The 14,633-nt window shown below is 63.0% G+C and carries 12 protein-coding genes; 7 read left to right on the top strand and 5 right to left on the bottom strand.

All coding sequences use genetic code 11. The features are described 5' to 3' along the window. Window positions 1-234: 234 nt before the first annotated feature. On the bottom strand, window positions 235-1,482 hold the full coding sequence (gene glyA, locus B0T39_RS21940; RefSeq protein ID WP_081550486.1) for a serine hydroxymethyltransferase: 1,248 nt from the start codon (window positions 1,480-1,482) through the stop codon (window positions 235-237). Between the two features lie 294 nt (window positions 1,483-1,776). On the opposite strand from glyA, the gene B0T39_RS21935 reads away from it, so the two are divergent. Next, on the top strand, window positions 1,777-2,364 hold the full coding sequence (locus B0T39_RS21935) for a hypothetical protein (RefSeq protein WP_081550484.1): 588 nt from the start codon (window positions 1,777-1,779) through the stop codon (window positions 2,362-2,364). A gap of 208 nt (window positions 2,365-2,572) precedes the next feature. On the opposite strand, the gene B0T39_RS21930 is transcribed toward B0T39_RS21935, so the two are convergent. After that, window positions 2,573-3,274: a pirin family protein gene (locus tag B0T39_RS21930; RefSeq protein ID WP_081550482.1), complete on the bottom strand. Its 702-nt coding sequence runs from the start codon at window positions 3,272-3,274 to the stop codon at window positions 2,573-2,575. A gap of 192 nt (window positions 3,275-3,466) precedes the next feature. Here B0T39_RS21930 and B0T39_RS21925 point away from each other — a divergent pair, with 192 nt between their 5' ends. Then, window positions 3,467-4,399, top strand: coding sequence for a LysR family transcriptional regulator (locus tag B0T39_RS21925; RefSeq protein ID WP_081550480.1), 933 nt, complete (start codon window positions 3,467-3,469; stop codon window positions 4,397-4,399). 61 nt (window positions 4,400-4,460) lie between these two features. On the opposite strand, the gene B0T39_RS21920 is transcribed toward B0T39_RS21925, so the two are convergent. Beyond that, window positions 4,461-5,540 (bottom strand): hypothetical protein, encoded by a 1,080-nt coding sequence (locus B0T39_RS21920; protein WP_081550478.1) that lies wholly within the window; start codon window positions 5,538-5,540, stop codon window positions 4,461-4,463. 1,136 nt (window positions 5,541-6,676) lie between these two features. Between B0T39_RS21920 and B0T39_RS21915 the strand changes: the two genes are divergently transcribed. Continuing rightward, the gene (locus B0T39_RS21915; RefSeq protein ID WP_081550476.1) at window positions 6,677-7,771 is read left to right on the top strand and encodes a fimbrial protein; all 1,095 of its coding nucleotides are present in this window, start codon (window positions 6,677-6,679) and stop codon (window positions 7,769-7,771) included. Window positions 7,772-8,024: 253 nt separating this feature from the next. Here B0T39_RS21915 and ilvD read toward each other — a convergent pair whose 3' ends face one another. Continuing rightward, entirely contained in the window at window positions 8,025-9,878 is a 1,854-nt protein-coding gene (gene ilvD / locus B0T39_RS21910; protein WP_081550474.1) for a dihydroxy-acid dehydratase, read from the bottom strand. Window positions 9,879-10,075: 197 nt separating this feature from the next. Between ilvD and lgt the strand changes: the two genes are divergently transcribed. From lgt to phnE, 4 genes are all read left to right on the top strand, one after another. Then, the gene (lgt, locus tag B0T39_RS21905) at window positions 10,076-10,927 is read left to right on the top strand and encodes a prolipoprotein diacylglyceryl transferase (RefSeq protein WP_081550472.1); all 852 of its coding nucleotides are present in this window, start codon (window positions 10,076-10,078) and stop codon (window positions 10,925-10,927) included. A gap of 132 nt (window positions 10,928-11,059) precedes the next feature. After that, a complete protein-coding gene (locus B0T39_RS21900; protein ID WP_081550470.1) occupies window positions 11,060-11,902 on the top strand; it encodes a putative selenate ABC transporter substrate-binding protein in 843 nt (280 codons plus the stop codon). Next, on the top strand, window positions 11,899-12,696 hold the full coding sequence (locus B0T39_RS21895) for a phosphonate ABC transporter ATP-binding protein (RefSeq protein WP_081550468.1): 798 nt from the start codon (window positions 11,899-11,901) through the stop codon (window positions 12,694-12,696). Before B0T39_RS21900 ends, B0T39_RS21895 begins: the two co-directional genes overlap by 4 nt. Further along, entirely contained in the window at window positions 12,690-14,258 is a 1,569-nt protein-coding gene (phnE, locus tag B0T39_RS21890; RefSeq protein WP_081550466.1) for a phosphonate ABC transporter, permease protein PhnE, read from the top strand. The genes B0T39_RS21895 and phnE overlap by 7 nt, the downstream gene beginning before the upstream one ends. Before the next feature lie 164 nt (window positions 14,259-14,422). Here phnE and B0T39_RS21885 read toward each other — a convergent pair whose 3' ends face one another. Beyond that, on the bottom strand, window positions 14,423-14,632 hold the full coding sequence (locus B0T39_RS21885; protein WP_043590936.1) for a hypothetical protein: 210 nt from the start codon (window positions 14,630-14,632) through the stop codon (window positions 14,423-14,425). Between the last annotated feature and the right edge of the window lies 1 nt (window position 14,633).

Here is a 14,633-nt window from a genome sequence, read left to right as displayed (position 1 = left end):
ATTGAATGTGTTGTGCTTTGCCAGTCTGGCATCAGCAGGTACGTTACCCGCCCAATTGGCGCGCTTACTGGAGCAGTCGAGGCTGTTTGTGCTGCCACCACGCAGACCAGGCCGACATTGCCCGCGAGTCGTGAAGAACAGGGCACACAAATATCCAACGAAAAATGCCAGTCAGCGTTAACTGACTGGCATTAGCCCCTGAGGGCGTCTTTCAGCGACCAAGACCAGCTTGGCTTATTTGGAGTACACCGGGAAACGGTGACACAGCGCGGTGGCTTGCTCCGCTACGCGGGCGATCAGCGCGTCGTCGTTCGGGTTGTCCAGCACGTCCGCCACCAAGTTGGCCACCTGGATGGCTTCGGCTTCCTTGAAGCCGCGGGTGGTGATGGCCGGGGAGCCGATGCGGATGCCGGAGGTCACGAACGGGGTTTCCGGGTCGTTCGGAATCGCGTTCTTGTTCACAGTGATGTGAGCGCGGCCCAGCAGCGCGTCGGCGGCCTTGCCGGTCAGGCCCTTGGCGCGCAGGTCCACCAGGAACACATGGCTCTCGGTGCGGCCGGATACGATGCGCACGCCGCGCTCGCCCAGGGTCTTGGCCATGATGGCGGCGTTCTTCAGCACCTGTTCCTGATACACCTTGAACTCAGGCAGCAGCGCTTCCTTGAAGGCCACGGCCTTGGCGGCGATCACGTGCTCCAGCGGGCCGCCTTGCAGGGTCGGGAACACATTGCTGTTGATGCTCTTCTCGAACTCGGCCTTGGCCAGGATGATGCCGCCGCGCGGACCGCGCAGGGTCTTGTGGGTGGTCGAGGTCACGAAGTCGGCGAACGGCACCGGGTTCGGGTAAACGCCGGCGGCGATCAGACCGGCGTAATGCGCCATGTCCACCATGAAGTAAGCGCCGCATTTCTTGGCGATCTGCCCCATGCGCTCGAAGTCGAAACGCAGCGCGTAAGCGGAAGCGCCGCCGATGATCAGCTTGGGCTTGGTTTCCATCGCTACGCGTTCCATGTCGTCGTAGTCGATTTCTTCCTTGTCGTTCAGGCCGTAAGCAACGATGTTGAACATCTTGCCGGACAGGTTGGCCGGGGAGCCGTGGGTCAGGTGGCCGCCGTGGCCCAGGTTCATACCCATCACGGTGTCGCCCGGCTTCAGGATGGAGAAGTACACCGCCTGGTTGGCCTGGCTGCCGGAGTGCGGCTGCACGTTGGCGTATTCCGCGCCGAACAGCTGCTTGACGCGGTCGATGGCGAGCTGTTCCACCACATCCACGTGTTCGCAACCGCCGTAGAAGCGCTTGCCCGGGTAGCCTTCGGCGTACTTATTGGTCAGTTGGGAGCCCTGGGCTTCCATCACCGCGGGGCTGGTGTAGTTTTCCGAGGCGATCAACTCGATGTGATCTTCCTGGCGTTGACACTCGGCCGCAATGGCGGCGGCGAGTTCGGGGTCGAATTTGGCAATCGTCTGGTCAGCAGCGAACATCTTTGACTCATCCATCAAAGGGTTAACGATGCGGGCATTCTACACGAAATGCCAGAGCGAAATCCTTAACGTGAAGCAATTGCGAGAGGAAACGGCAAGCGCCCGCGCGCCACTTCCATCGCTCCCACACCCCACCGGTAAGGAGACAAAGCCACCGCGATTTGCAGCCCAGCATTGGATAAAGCAACAATGCCAAGCGCCCATGGATCGCTTTGCAAGGGCTACGGCCTTGCTTGCATCTCATCTTGTGGCAAGCGCCCTCTTCCAATGGTTCGTCTCAGTGGAGAAAGATGAATGTTTTGGCTGGATCAAAACCAAGCCATGCCGACGGAGTGGTTCGCAGGTGCACTCACGCCGGATCAGCGCTCCGCGTGGGTGGGAAATATCTACCGCGTCTCCTTAGCCCATCATGCCAATGGCTTCTTCGAAGTCGTGCCATTTGTTTTTGGCGCCTACCGCTACCTAATGTATTTTGCCAGCCTGGCGGGAGAAGTGCCTGGAGACGATGAGCAGGAGGTGCGTGACTTTATCCGGACTTGGGCGCATGACTTTGAACCCGACATGCACACAAGCCGGTTGGTAAAGTTCATGCGAGCCGATGCTATCAGCCGCGACCATATCTACGAGCCGGCCTCATGGCGCTTGGACAACCCCCGCCAAATTTTCAGTTTTGGGCAACATTTACTTGAAATTGTTGTCTACCATAGTCGGCTTGTAGCTGAAGCAAGGCAGTACTTTTACAAGCCGGCTCCGGGGCTTGGCAGGTTCTATGATGGAGTTTGTCACTGTAATCACCGGCTCATCCAAGAACTGGGCTTTAGCGCCATCCACAACGCGGGGCTTGAGGATACGGGGTATATCGGCTATGAAAAACAGCGTTAAATCACCCAATGCCAAGAAGCGGATCTATGTGTCCCAGAGCACCGCCCATAGCTTGGCTAAGCTAAGCCATGATCTCGGTGAGGCTTGTTCCAAAGGAACTGTAGTCAAGGTGGAATCCAACCCACCATCATCGAAGAAACCGCCAACGCGCAAACTGCGCGTGGTTTGAAAAAAGCGCCGGATACCCGGCGCTTTGTCTTTCATCTCCTCACTCCCGGCTATCCACCAGAATCAGCTCGGCGTCTTCGCTGGCGACGATGCGCAACAGCGCCTCGTCCTTAATCGCCGCGCCGTCGCGGGCTTGCAGCGCCACGCCGTTGACTTCCGCCCGGCCGCGGGCCAGCACCAGGTAGCCGCGGCGCTCCGCGCCCAGCGGATAGTCCGCGCTTTCGCCGGCTTTGAGGGTGGCGCCCAGCACGCGGGCGTCGGCGCGGATGGGCAAGGCCTGATCGTCGCCGTCCATGCCGCTGGCCAGCGCGATGAAGGCGCCGGAGCGGTCCGCCTTGGGAAAGGGCTTGCTACCCCAGGACGGGTCCCCGCCGCGTCGCTCCGGCATGATCCAGATCTGGAAGATGCGGGTGTCGACGGCTTCCAGATTGTATTCGGAATGCACGATGCCGCGGCCGGCGCTCATCACTTGCACGTCGCCGGCCTCGGTGCGGCCCTGGTTGCCCAGATTGTCGCGGTGGCTGATCGCGCCTTCGCGGACATAGGTGACGATTTCCATGTCCGCGTGCGGATGCGGCGGGAAGCCGGTGCCCGGCGCGATGACGTCGTCGTTCCATACCCGCAGCGCGCCCCAGTGCATGCGCGCCGGGTCGTGGTATTCGGCAAAGGAGAAATGGTGCTTGGCGTCCAGCCAGCCATGATGGGCGCCGCCCAAGGCGGCGAAGGGACGATGCTCGATCATATGGTCCTCCAATATTGTGGCGAGGCGCCGCCTGCGCGGCGACGCGTCCGATGCAGCCACTATACGCAGCGGGCCAGGGGCTGATAAGCCGAGGGATCGAATAGCATTCTTTCCATTTTTGATGCAATCAATGCGCCATACTGATTTTTGAACGCTAAAATTGGAATCAATCTATCCAACTCCTGCCTATTTATGAAACGACTGCCCGACCTGGAAGCCTGGGCGATTTTCGCCAAGGTGGCGGAATGCGGCTCCTTCGCGCGCGCCGCCGCGGAGCTAACGCTGTCCCAAGCCACGGTGTCCAAGGCCATCACGCGCCTGGAAGCCCGGATGAAGACCATGCTGTTGCACCGCAGCTCGCGGCGGCTGTCCTTGACCGAGGCCGGCCACGCCGCGCTGGAGCGGGCCAGCCGCATCCTGGCGGAGGGCGAGGCGGTGGAGGCGGACATCGCTGAACACTCCACCAGCTTGCGCGGGCCGGTGCGGGTGACCGCGCCAATGTCCTTTGGCTTGTCCCATCTGGCGCCTCTGCTGCCGGAGTTCATGGCGCGGCATCCGGAAGTGGAGCTGGATTTCCATTTCAGCGACGAACAGGTGGATCTGGTGGCCAAACGGCTGGACCTGGCGCTGCGCATCGCCTCGCTGGCCGACTCCAGCCTGCTGGCCCGCCGCCTGTGCGCGGTGCGCATCCTGCTGGTGGGCTCGCCGGCGTATTTCGCGCGCCACGGCCGGCCTCGCCATCCCCGCGAACTGGCCGAACACCGCGCGCTGTTGTACAGCAACGCGCCCGGCGGCCAGTTCTGGCGCTTCCGCCACGCGGATGAAGGCGAGTTCGCGCTGGAAATGCCCTCGCCGCTGCGGGTCAACAACGCCGAGGCGTTGACGCCGGCTCTACGCGCCGGCCTGGGTCTGGCGCTGCAGCCGGAATTCCTGGCCTGGCGAGACTTGCAGGCCGGCGAACTGGAAACCGTGATGATGGATTGGCAGGTGGACCCGATCGCGCTCTATATCCTGACGCCGCCGGGCCGCAGCCGGCCGGCGCGGGTACAGGCCTTGATCGACTATCTGGCGGCGCGGCTGGCCGTCGCGCCGTGGGCGCGGCCGCAGCCGGAGGCGGAACGCTGAAGCCCCATGACAAAGCCCCGCTCAGGGCGGGGCTGGATCATTGAACAAGGCGGGACGAGGCTTACAAATCGTCGGCGGTGAAGAACAGGGGCACGCCATCCTTGCTGTCTGGATGCAGTTCCGGCAGCACATGCACCTCGCGCACATGGCATTCCGCCATCAATTCGCGGAAGCTTTCCTCAATCAACTGCACATTGTCCAATGCTGCCAGCGGCCAGACGAAGGCTTCCCAATTACGCTCGTCGCCTTCTGCGGACAGAGTGATGTGCAACTCGCCGTTGTCGTGAGCGGACAGGATGGCCACCGGCTCCTTGTTCAGTTCCCGCAGCCTGCGGATCTGGCTGCTGGCAAACACCTGCATCGCCACCTCGAAGCGAGCGTAGTTGCCGGCCACCATGGCCTGCATCGCCGGCATCGGCGGGCGGGCGATGGGGAACAGCGTCACGCCCTCGGCTTTCAATTGCTCCCCCAGGAATTTCATCAGCGGCATGCCCCAAGCGCCCACCGCGCCGCCCAGACGCAGCGGCGGCTCAGCGCCTTCCGGCTGGATCGCGACGCCCAGCAGGTAGCGCAGGAACACGCCCTCTTCCTTCACCGTGATCGGCGCCGACTGTTGCGGCAACAGCGCGCGCGCATGGGCAGGATCGCGGGACAGCTTATAGAGTTGGGCGGAATCCAAGCCCACCACGCTGTCCGGATGCAATAACGCTCCGCCCAGGGCGACGTCGGCGTCGGCGGCGAACACGCCGTGTTCGCGCAGCAACTGGTTCAGGCCGGCCGCGTCGGCAATCTCGCCGGGCAGCGTGGTCTGGCTCTTGCTGCCTGCCACCAACACCAGCGGCATGGCGAAGACGATGGCGCGGCCGCCGCCGGCGTTTTCCACCGCGTCGCGCAGCGCGTCCCACACCAATTGATAGCATTGCTGAGACGGCACCATGGCCAGCGCCACCGAAATGGACAGCAGTTCGCCGCGCGCCAGCATCTCGGCCATCGCATCGCGCACCGCGGAGAACCACATTTCCCGATCGGACTCGGTCTTGGCGTTCAGCGCCGACTGGGCGTTGTGAATCAGCATATTGGTCAGCGCCACTTGCGGGTGGTACTGGCGAGGATCGGGAAGGGTGTGGCGTACGGCGTCCATGAAGGGGAATCCTGCGGCAATCGGAAAACCGCTATTTTGGCACAGCTGCGACGGCCATGGTGCGCCGCGACAGCGGCGGCCTCGGCCGCGATGTACCAGATGCGCGACAGAAAATTATAATTTCACACATTTGCGAAAAACAACATGTTGACACTCGATACCGCAATCTGGATAATTCGTTCTCGTTGAGATGCAGCAATTGCTTCTTGATAGTTTCTCCTCTATTTCTCCTTTGTAGACTTGGCGCGGACCTAACGGTACCGCGCATTTTTTTTGCCTTTCCCCCGCACCTCCCCATGCTAAGCAAACGCTAAGCTTCTGTTAAATCAATAAAATTATTAAAATCCATGTAGACAGGGAACTGGCATGCCGGCGCCGATCAACCTCTCCATTTTCTGCTTCTCCCCCATCTCTCCCCTACCCCGGCCCATCTATGCTCCATCCCCAAAAATGCCATTTAGATTTAAATAAACCAATCTTATGATTAATGACATTAGAACAGATTTCGTTTGTGAAAATTTAGGAAAACAAACAGGATGGAACTGTTGGATTCGAAAACAAATGAACAAGACTAAGATGCCGCCGGCAACAGGGAGGCTGGGGACAGTCCAGGCCGCGCCAGTGGAAAGCGGCGGCGGGCGAATGAGGAGCAGATGGTTGCAGCGCCCCAAAAAACAATGGGCCGCACGACAAAAACCACACGGTCCGAATCCTATCCGGAAACCGGTTAAGGAAATATGACAAATATCAATGGCGGTCTATCTGCCGCGCCGGGCCTTATCCCCAACTCTTCCTCGCACTTCTCTCGCCAAGTAGGCCCGCTTGTCTTCCCCCGCCATGTCATCCACGGACCAGCCTTGCCATGATGGCCTTAGAACCTGTTTACGATCTGCTGCGCGTCGTGAAACGTGGCTCGGTGAGTGCCGCTTCGAAATGCTCATGTACCACTTGTACATTCCGCTTTCTCAGCCGTTTTCGCCTTGTCTCGCCTTAGCTCGCAAGATCGTAAACAGGCTCTTAGATGCTGCGGCTTGACCCATTGCTCATGAGGGAGTGGGGGCAGACCATGAACGGTGTCCAAAGAAAAAGGAAAGTGAGACTATCACCACTATTAACCCTATATTTATTGAGGTTATATGGATACTTTTCTATTTTCAGACAAGCAAGCGACCTTGTGGCGCACCGCGACACAGTGGCTTAGCCTCGCCCTGCTACCCAGCGCAGTCTTGGCTTACTCCTGCTCACCGGCCAGCGGCGGCGCCCAAGCTATCAACGTCAACTTTACCCAAAGCCTGAACAACGCCAGCGCCAACACCCTCTACCCTGGCATCAAGACCAACTGGCTAAAAGACTACTCTCTGAGAGCGAGCTGTGACGCCTGCCCAATAAGAACCACGGTCAGCTACAGGCAATACTATGAAACTGTGATGAATTCCAGGCTTACGAATAGAGAGACTCGAACAGTCGATGGTAAAGCGGTAAACTTTTATCGCCTCCCAGACATTGACGCGGTGAAGATCGCCGCTGAACTACATATACCGGGAGGAACCAACTATGTGGCAGTCCCGTTTTCCTCTCAGGCTGAGGACGGTAGCGGGCATGACGTGAAGTGGTGTAATCCGGGAGTTGCCCTGTCAAGCCATTTTTCAGTTGGGCGCACAGGAAAAATCCATTTATTGCTGACACAGCCCTTTGTCGGCAGCCTGAGCATCCCCCTTACCAAGCTGTTTGACATCCATGACCGCATAGACAGCGCCAATTATTCTCCCCAACGCGGAAAAGCCATTGCCACTGTGAGTTTAAGCGGCACGGTCACCGTGCCGCAAAACTGCCAACTGACCGCCGGCCAAATCACCACCTTTGATTTTGGCGCGCTGTCGCCGCAACAGCTCGCCAGGCCCGGCGAGCCGGGCCAACACGCGATCCAACGTCGCTTCACCATCCAGTGCACCAATCCCGCCGCCGGAAAAATCGAGCTGTCGCTGGAGTCAGCCTCCCCTCCCGCTGCGCCGCACTACCTGATAAGCAGCCACCCGGGAGTGGGCATCGCCGTAAGCAGCGACAACAAGCTGGTCCCCCCCACCCCGCCCAACGCCAGCCCCAGCGGCGACCAGCTCATCAAAGTGAAAGACCTGCAGTTTGAGCTTAATAGCTACCCGGTACGCCTGGTGGACAAACCCGCCCCCGGCAGCTACTCCGGCAACGCCACGCTGAAGTTCAAATTCGACTGACACGGAAGAAACCCCTCAAAAACAACAACCCCTCCCCTTGAAAACCTGGCTCAAAGTCTCGCGAGCAAAGGCGGAACAAGGCGAGAACCACTGAGAAAGCGAAATATACTCGTGGTACATGAGCATTTCGAAGGAGGTACTCACCGTGTGACGCGCCACGAAGTGCAACAGACCGTAAACAGCTTCTAAGTGGGCGCAAAAACGGCGGCCTACGGCCGCCGTGTCGCACGCTGCGGCCTCTGGCCGCGCGCGCTTACTTCTCCACTTGCGTCACATCCCGCACCGCGCCGGTGTCGGCGCTGGTAGTCATCGCCGCGTAGGCGCGCAGCGCAGGGCTGACCACACGGTCGCGGCCCAGCGGCTTCCAGGCGTCGCGGCCCTTGGCTTCCATCGCCGCGCGTCGCGCCGCCAAGGTTTCATCGCTGACCGCCAAGCGGATGGAACGGCCCGGGATATCGATCTCGATGCGGTCGCCCTCTTCCACCAGACCGATGGCGCCGCCCTCGGCGGCTTCCGGCGACACATGGCCGATGGACAGGCCGGAGGTGCCTCCGGAGAAGCGACCATCGGTCAGCAAAGCGCAGTCCTTGCCCAAACCTTTGGATTTCAGATAGCTGGTGGGGTACAACATTTCCTGCATGCCGGGGCCGCCCTTGGGGCCTTCGTAGCGGATCACCACTACGTCGCCGGCCACGATGCGGTCGGCCAGGATGGCCTCCACCGCCGCGTCCTGGCTTTCGAAGAGGCGAGCTCGCCCGTTGAATTTGAGAATGGAGTCGTCCACGCCGGCGGTTTTAACGATGCAGCCGCGCTCGGCGATATTACCGGCCAACACCGCTAGGCCGCCGTCCTGGGAGTAAGCGTGCTCGCAATCGCGAATGCAGCCTTCGGCGCGGTCGTCGTCCACCGTCGGGTAGCGCATGGATTGCGAGAAGGCAATGGTGGTGGGCACGCCGCCCGGCGCCGCGCGGTAGAAGCGTCGCGCCTCACTGTCTTCGCCATGGCGACAGATGTCCCAAGCTTCCAGCGCTTCGCCCAGCGTGGCGCTGTGCACGGTGGGCACCTCGCGGCGGATCAGGCCGGCGCGGTCCAGCTCGGCCAGGATGGCCACCACGCCGCCGGCGCGGTGCACGTCTTCCATATGGTATTTCTGGGTGGCCGGCGCCACCTTGGCCAGGCACGGCACCGAACGCGAGATGCGGTCGATGTCCGCCATTTTGAAGTCCACGCCGGCTTCCTGCGCCGCCGCCAGCAGGTGCAGCACGGTGTTGGTGGAGCCGCCCATGGCCACATCCAGGCTCATCGCGTTCTCAAACGCGGCCTTGGTGGCGATGGCGCGCGGCAGCAGGCTGGCGTCGTCCTGCTCGTAATGGCGCTTGGTGATATCCACGATCAGACGGCCGGCGCGCAGGAACAATTCCTTGCGGTCCGCATGCGTGGCCACCAGGCTGCCGTTGCCCGGCAGGGACAGGCCCAGCGCCTCGGTCAGGCAGTTCATGGAGTTGGCGGTGAACATGCCGGAGCAAGAGCCGCAGGTGGGACAGGCGGAACGCTCCACGCGCTCGACGTCCTCATTGGACACCGCGCTGTTGGCGGCCTCCACCATCGCGTCCACCAGGTCCAGCTTGCGGATGTCGTTGCCCCACTGCACTTTGCCGGCCTCCATCGGGCCGCCGGAAACGAACACCACCGGGATGTTCAAACGCATCGCCGCCATCAGCATGCCGGGGGTGATCTTGTCGCAGTTGGAGATGCACACCAGCGCGTCGGCGCAGTGAGCGTTGACCATGTATTCCACGCTGTCGGCGATCAAGTCCCGGCTGGGCAGGCTGTAGAGCATGCCGCCGTGGCCCATGGCGATGCCGTCGTCGATGGCGATGGTGTTGAATTCCTTGGCCACGCCGCCGGCGCGTTCGATTTCCCGAGCTACCAACTGACCCATATTGTGCAGGTGCACATGACCGGGCACGAACTGGGTGAAGCTATTGGCGATGGCGATGATGGGTTTGCCGAAGTCGTCGTCCTTCATGCCGGTGGCGCGCCATAGAGCGCGGGCACCCGCCATATTGCGGCCGGCGGTGGAAGTGCGGGAGCGGTATTGGGGCATTGCTGATTCCTTAATTTCTACATGAGGGGAAAGGCGCTCCGGGCCTGGCCTGCTTTAAGGCCGGGCCGCCTGGCTCCGGGTGCCGGGGAGCTCAAGGCAAAAATGCGTCGGGCGGCGGGTGGGCCGCGCGACGCGCGGGAACGCTTTCCCATATAATCCGTCCACATTCTTTTACCGCAAACGCACACGGCTGACAAATGATCATTCATCCGCAGTTCGACCCCGTGGCCATCCAGCTGGGCCCGCTGGCCATCCATTGGTACGGCCTGATGTACTTGCTGGGCTTCGCCAGCTTCCTGATTCTAGGCAATTACCGCATCAAGCGCGGCCACGCCTTCCTCACCTCCAAGCTGCTGGACGATCTGCTGATGTACGGCGCCGTCGGCGTAGTGCTGGGCGGCCGCCTGGGCGAAGTGCTGTTCTACCAGCCCGGCTATTACCTTAGCCACCCGCTGGAAATCCTGATGGTGTGGAAGGGCGGCATGTCTTTCCACGGCGGCTTCATCGGCGTCTTGATCGGCGTGGCGCTGTTCGCGCGCAAACACGGCCGCAGCTTCTGGGAAGTCACCGACTTCATCGCGCCGCTGGTGCCGCTGGGACTGGCCGCCGGCCGCATCGGCAACTTCATCAACGGCGAACTGTGGGGCCGGGTAGCCGATCCCAAGCTGCCGTGGGCGATGCTGTTTCCGCAGGCCAAAATGGACGATCTGATCCAGGCGCAGCAGTCCTCCGACCTGATGGTCACCCTGCTCAACTACGGCGGCCTGCCGCGCCACCCCTCGCAGCTGTATGAATTCGCGCTGGAAGGCCTGGCGCTGTTCGCGCTGCTGTGGTGCTTCAGCGCCAAAACGCGCGCCCGCGGCCAGGTGTCCGCACTGTTCCTGATCGGCTACGGCCTGGCCCGCTTCGGCAGCGAGTTCTTCCGCACGCCGGACGCCGGCATCTTCGGCCAGTCCGACGTGATCAGCATGGGCCAATGGCTGAGCCTGCCTATGATCGTGATCGGCATGGCCTTGTTCTACCTGTTCGGCAAGCGCAAGGCGGCCTGAGCCGGGCTAGGCTAGAATGCTTGCTATACGCGGCGGTCTTTAGTCCGCCGCTTCAAGGCCAGTCTTAATGACTGGCCTTTTTGAATCCCTAGCCCTTGCGGCTTTTCGTCCGCAATAGAGGAAAACACTGCCATGACCGCCATCAAACTGACGCTGGCCGGCGCGCTGCTGGCCGCCGCCACCCTGGCCAACGCCGCCCAGACCGTGCTCAAGGTCTCCGCCATTCCCGACGAATCTCCCACCGAGTTGCAGCGCAAATTCGCTCCGTTGGGCCAGTATCTGGAAAAAGAGCTGGGCATGAAGGTGCAGTTCGTGCCGGTGTCGGATTACGCCGGCGTGGTCACCGCGCTGACCTCGGACAAGCTGGACATGGCCTGGCTGGGCGGCTTCACCTATGTGCAGGCCAGCCAACGCGGCAAGGTGGTGCCGCTGGTGCAGCGCGAGGAGGACAGCAAGTTCACCTCCACCTTCATCACCAGCGGCCCGGCCAAGAGTCTGAAAGAGCTCAAGGGCGACAGCTTCGCCTTCGGTTCCGCCTCCTCCACGTCCGGCCATCTGATGCCGCGCTATTTCATGCAGAAGGACGGCATCAAACCGGAAAGTTTCTTTAAGAACGTCGCCTATTCCGGTGCCCACGACGCCACCGTGGCCTGGGTGGCCGCCGGCAAGGTGGAGGCCGGCGTGTTGAACAGCTCCGTGTGGCAGAAGCTGGTGGAAAGCAAGAAAGTGGATAGCGCCAAAGTGCGCGTAATCGCCACCACCCCGCCCTACTACGACTACAACTGGACGGTGCGCGGCAGCATGGACAAGGGTTTGCAGGACAAAATCCGCCAGGCCTTCCTCAAGCTGGACGCCAAGAATCCGGAACAGAAAGCCGTGCTGGATCTGCAGCGCGCCAGCCGCTTCATTCCCACCAAGCCGGACAATTATCAGGGCATAGAAGCCGCCGCCACGGCCGCCGGGCTGCTGAAGTGAGCCTGGAGTTCCACGACGCCGGCCTGAAGCTGGACGGCGCCGTCATCCTGCGCGGCATAACGCTGCGCCTGGCCGCCGGCGAGCAAGCGGCCTTGATCGGGCCGTCCGGCGCCGGCAAGAGTTCGCTGCTGCTGCTGGCCAACACCGGCCTGCGCCCGGACGCCGGCGAGGTCCGGCTGCTGGGCGCCGACCCCTGGCACCTGCCGCGCCGCGCCCTGCGCGCCTTGCGCGCGCGCATCGCCAGCGTCTACCAGACGCCGCCGTTGCCGCCGCGCCAGCGGGTGATCCACGCGGTGGCGGCCGGCCGGCTGGCCCGCAGCGGCGAACTGGCGGCCCTGCGCCGGCTGCTGTGGCCGGACGACGCCGCCGGCGTCGCCGCCGAATTGGAGCGGCTGGGCCTGTCCGACAAACTGTGGCAGCGCTGCGACCAGCTGTCCGGCGGCCAACGCCAGCGCGTCGGCATCGCCCGCGCGCTGTACCAGCGCCCGGAACTCTTGCTGGCCGACGAACCCGTGTCGGCTCTGGACCCCAGGCTGGCCGACGACACCATACGCCTGCTATGCGAGGACGCCCGCGCGCGCCGCGCGACCCTGCTGGTCAGCCTGCACTCGGTGCAACTGGCCCTGGAGCACTTCCCGCGCATCATCGGCCTGCGCGACGGCGCCGTCGCCTTCGACTTGCCGCGCGAACAGGTCGACTCCGCGCGGCTGACCGAACTCTACTCCGGCGACGCGCCCGACGCGGCGACGGAAACGGCCGCGCCCGCCACGGGGCTCAGAGGCCTGCAATGCTGAAGCCGCGCGACCCGGCCGCGCGCTCGCGGTTGGGCTGGCTGCTGCTGACTCTGGCGCTGCTTCTGCCCACGCTGCCGCTGACTCAGTTCACACTGAGCACCTTGCTCAACGGCGATACCTGGCTCAGCCTGGCGCGCTTCGCCGCCGGCTTTCTGCCGCCGGCCCACGACGGCGACTTCCTGAAAGAGGTAATAAGGGAAACCGCCGTCACGCTGGCCGTGGCCAGCGCCGGCCTGGTCCTGGCCATGCTGCTGGGCGCGCCATTGGCCTTCGCCACCAGCCGCGCGCTGGACGATCATCAACTCACCGCCGCCGCGCCGCGCCGCGCGGTCTTGGCGGCGCAAAGCCTGCTGCGCGGGCTGATGGTATGGCTGCGCGGCGTGCCGGACATCGTCTGGGCGCTGCTCTTCGTCCGCGCAGCCGGCCTGGGCAGCCTGCCGGCGGTATTGGCGCTGGGCCTGGCTTACGGCGGCATGCTGGGCAAGGTCTACGCGGAAATTCTGGAATCCCAGCCGCGCGCGCCGGCGCTGGCGCTGGCGGCCGCCGGCGCCAGCCGCTGGCAACGGCTGTGCTGGGCGCTGTGGCCGCAAGCGCTGCCGGAATTGATCAGCTATAGCGTCTACCGCTGGGAATGCGCGATTCGCGCGTCGGCCGTGATGGGTTTCGTCGGCGCCGGCGGCATCGGTCAGTTGCTGGACAGCAGCCTGAAAATGCTCAACGGCGGCGAGGTGGGCACTCTACTCCTGATGTTCCTGCTGCTGGTGGGTTTGAGCGAGGGCGTCAGCCGCTGGTCGCGACGCGCTTTGGAACGCGACGGCGGCGGCCGCCGCCTGTTGCTGGCCGTTGGCGCGCTGGCCGCCTTCAGCCTTTGCTGGCTATGGCCGGACTGGCGCGCCAACGGCTTCGACTGGCGCGGCCTGCCGCGCTTCGCCATGGAATTCCTGCCGCCGGACTTCTCCCCCGCCACGTTGAGGCAGTTGGGTCAGGGCGTGGTGGAAACCTTGGCGATGTCGGCGCTGGGCACGGTGCTGGCGGCCTTGCTGGCCATGCCGCTGGCCTTGCCGGCGGCCGGCCGGCTGGGCGTCGCCGCCAAGAGCGCGACGCGGCTGTTGTTGAACATGCTGCGCGGCATACCGGACCTGCTGTGGGCGGCGCTGGCGGTGTTGGCGCTGGGCCTGGGGCCGGCGGCCGGCGTGCTGGCGCTGGCGATGCACACCGCCGGCGTGTTGGGCCGCTTGTTTGCGGAAACCCTGGAAAACGCGCCGGCGCAGGCGGAGCAGGCCCTGCTGCACGCCGGCGCCGGCCGCGCGGCCGCCTTCTGCTACGGGCCCTTGCCCATGGTCGCCAGCCAATGGCTGGCTTACACCTTGTATCGCTGGGAAAACAATATCCGCATCGCCACCGTGCTCGGCATCGTCGGCGCCGGCGGCCTGGGCCAGCAACTCTACCTGGCACTCTCCTTGTTCCAACAACAGGCCGCCGCCGCCATCATCCTGGCGATGGTGGCGCTGTCCTGGGGCGTGGAACAGCTGAGCCGCGCGCTGCGCCGGCGCCTGGGCTGAGAGCCTGTTCAAAGTCTCTCGAGCAAAGGCGAAAACAAGCGAAAAAGCGGAATGTACATACGGTACATGAGCATTTCGAAGGGATTTTCAACGCCGTATCGCTAACGCGCAGCAGATCGTAAACAGGTTCTTAGCCTGCCGCCCCGTCCATTTTCATCCCATGCTTAATTGGCTTCCTTGCAGGCGACCAATCCACACACAAACATCGCGAAACCCGCGAACCCCAGCGCCTTGGCCACCAAGAACGGCCACTCCGGCGTGCCGCCATTGCTGCCGGACGCGCCAAAGCCCGCCAGCATCAAACCCAACCAGGCCAAGCCCCCGGAGGCCAGCAAAGCGCAGACCGCCCCGCCATACCATGCTCTCTTGCTCATC

Source organism: Chromobacterium haemolyticum, assembly GCF_002081825.1.
Lineage (GTDB): Bacteria > Pseudomonadota > Gammaproteobacteria > Burkholderiales > Chromobacteriaceae > Chromobacterium > Chromobacterium fluminis.
This window is presented reverse-complemented; position numbering and strand designations above follow the sequence as displayed.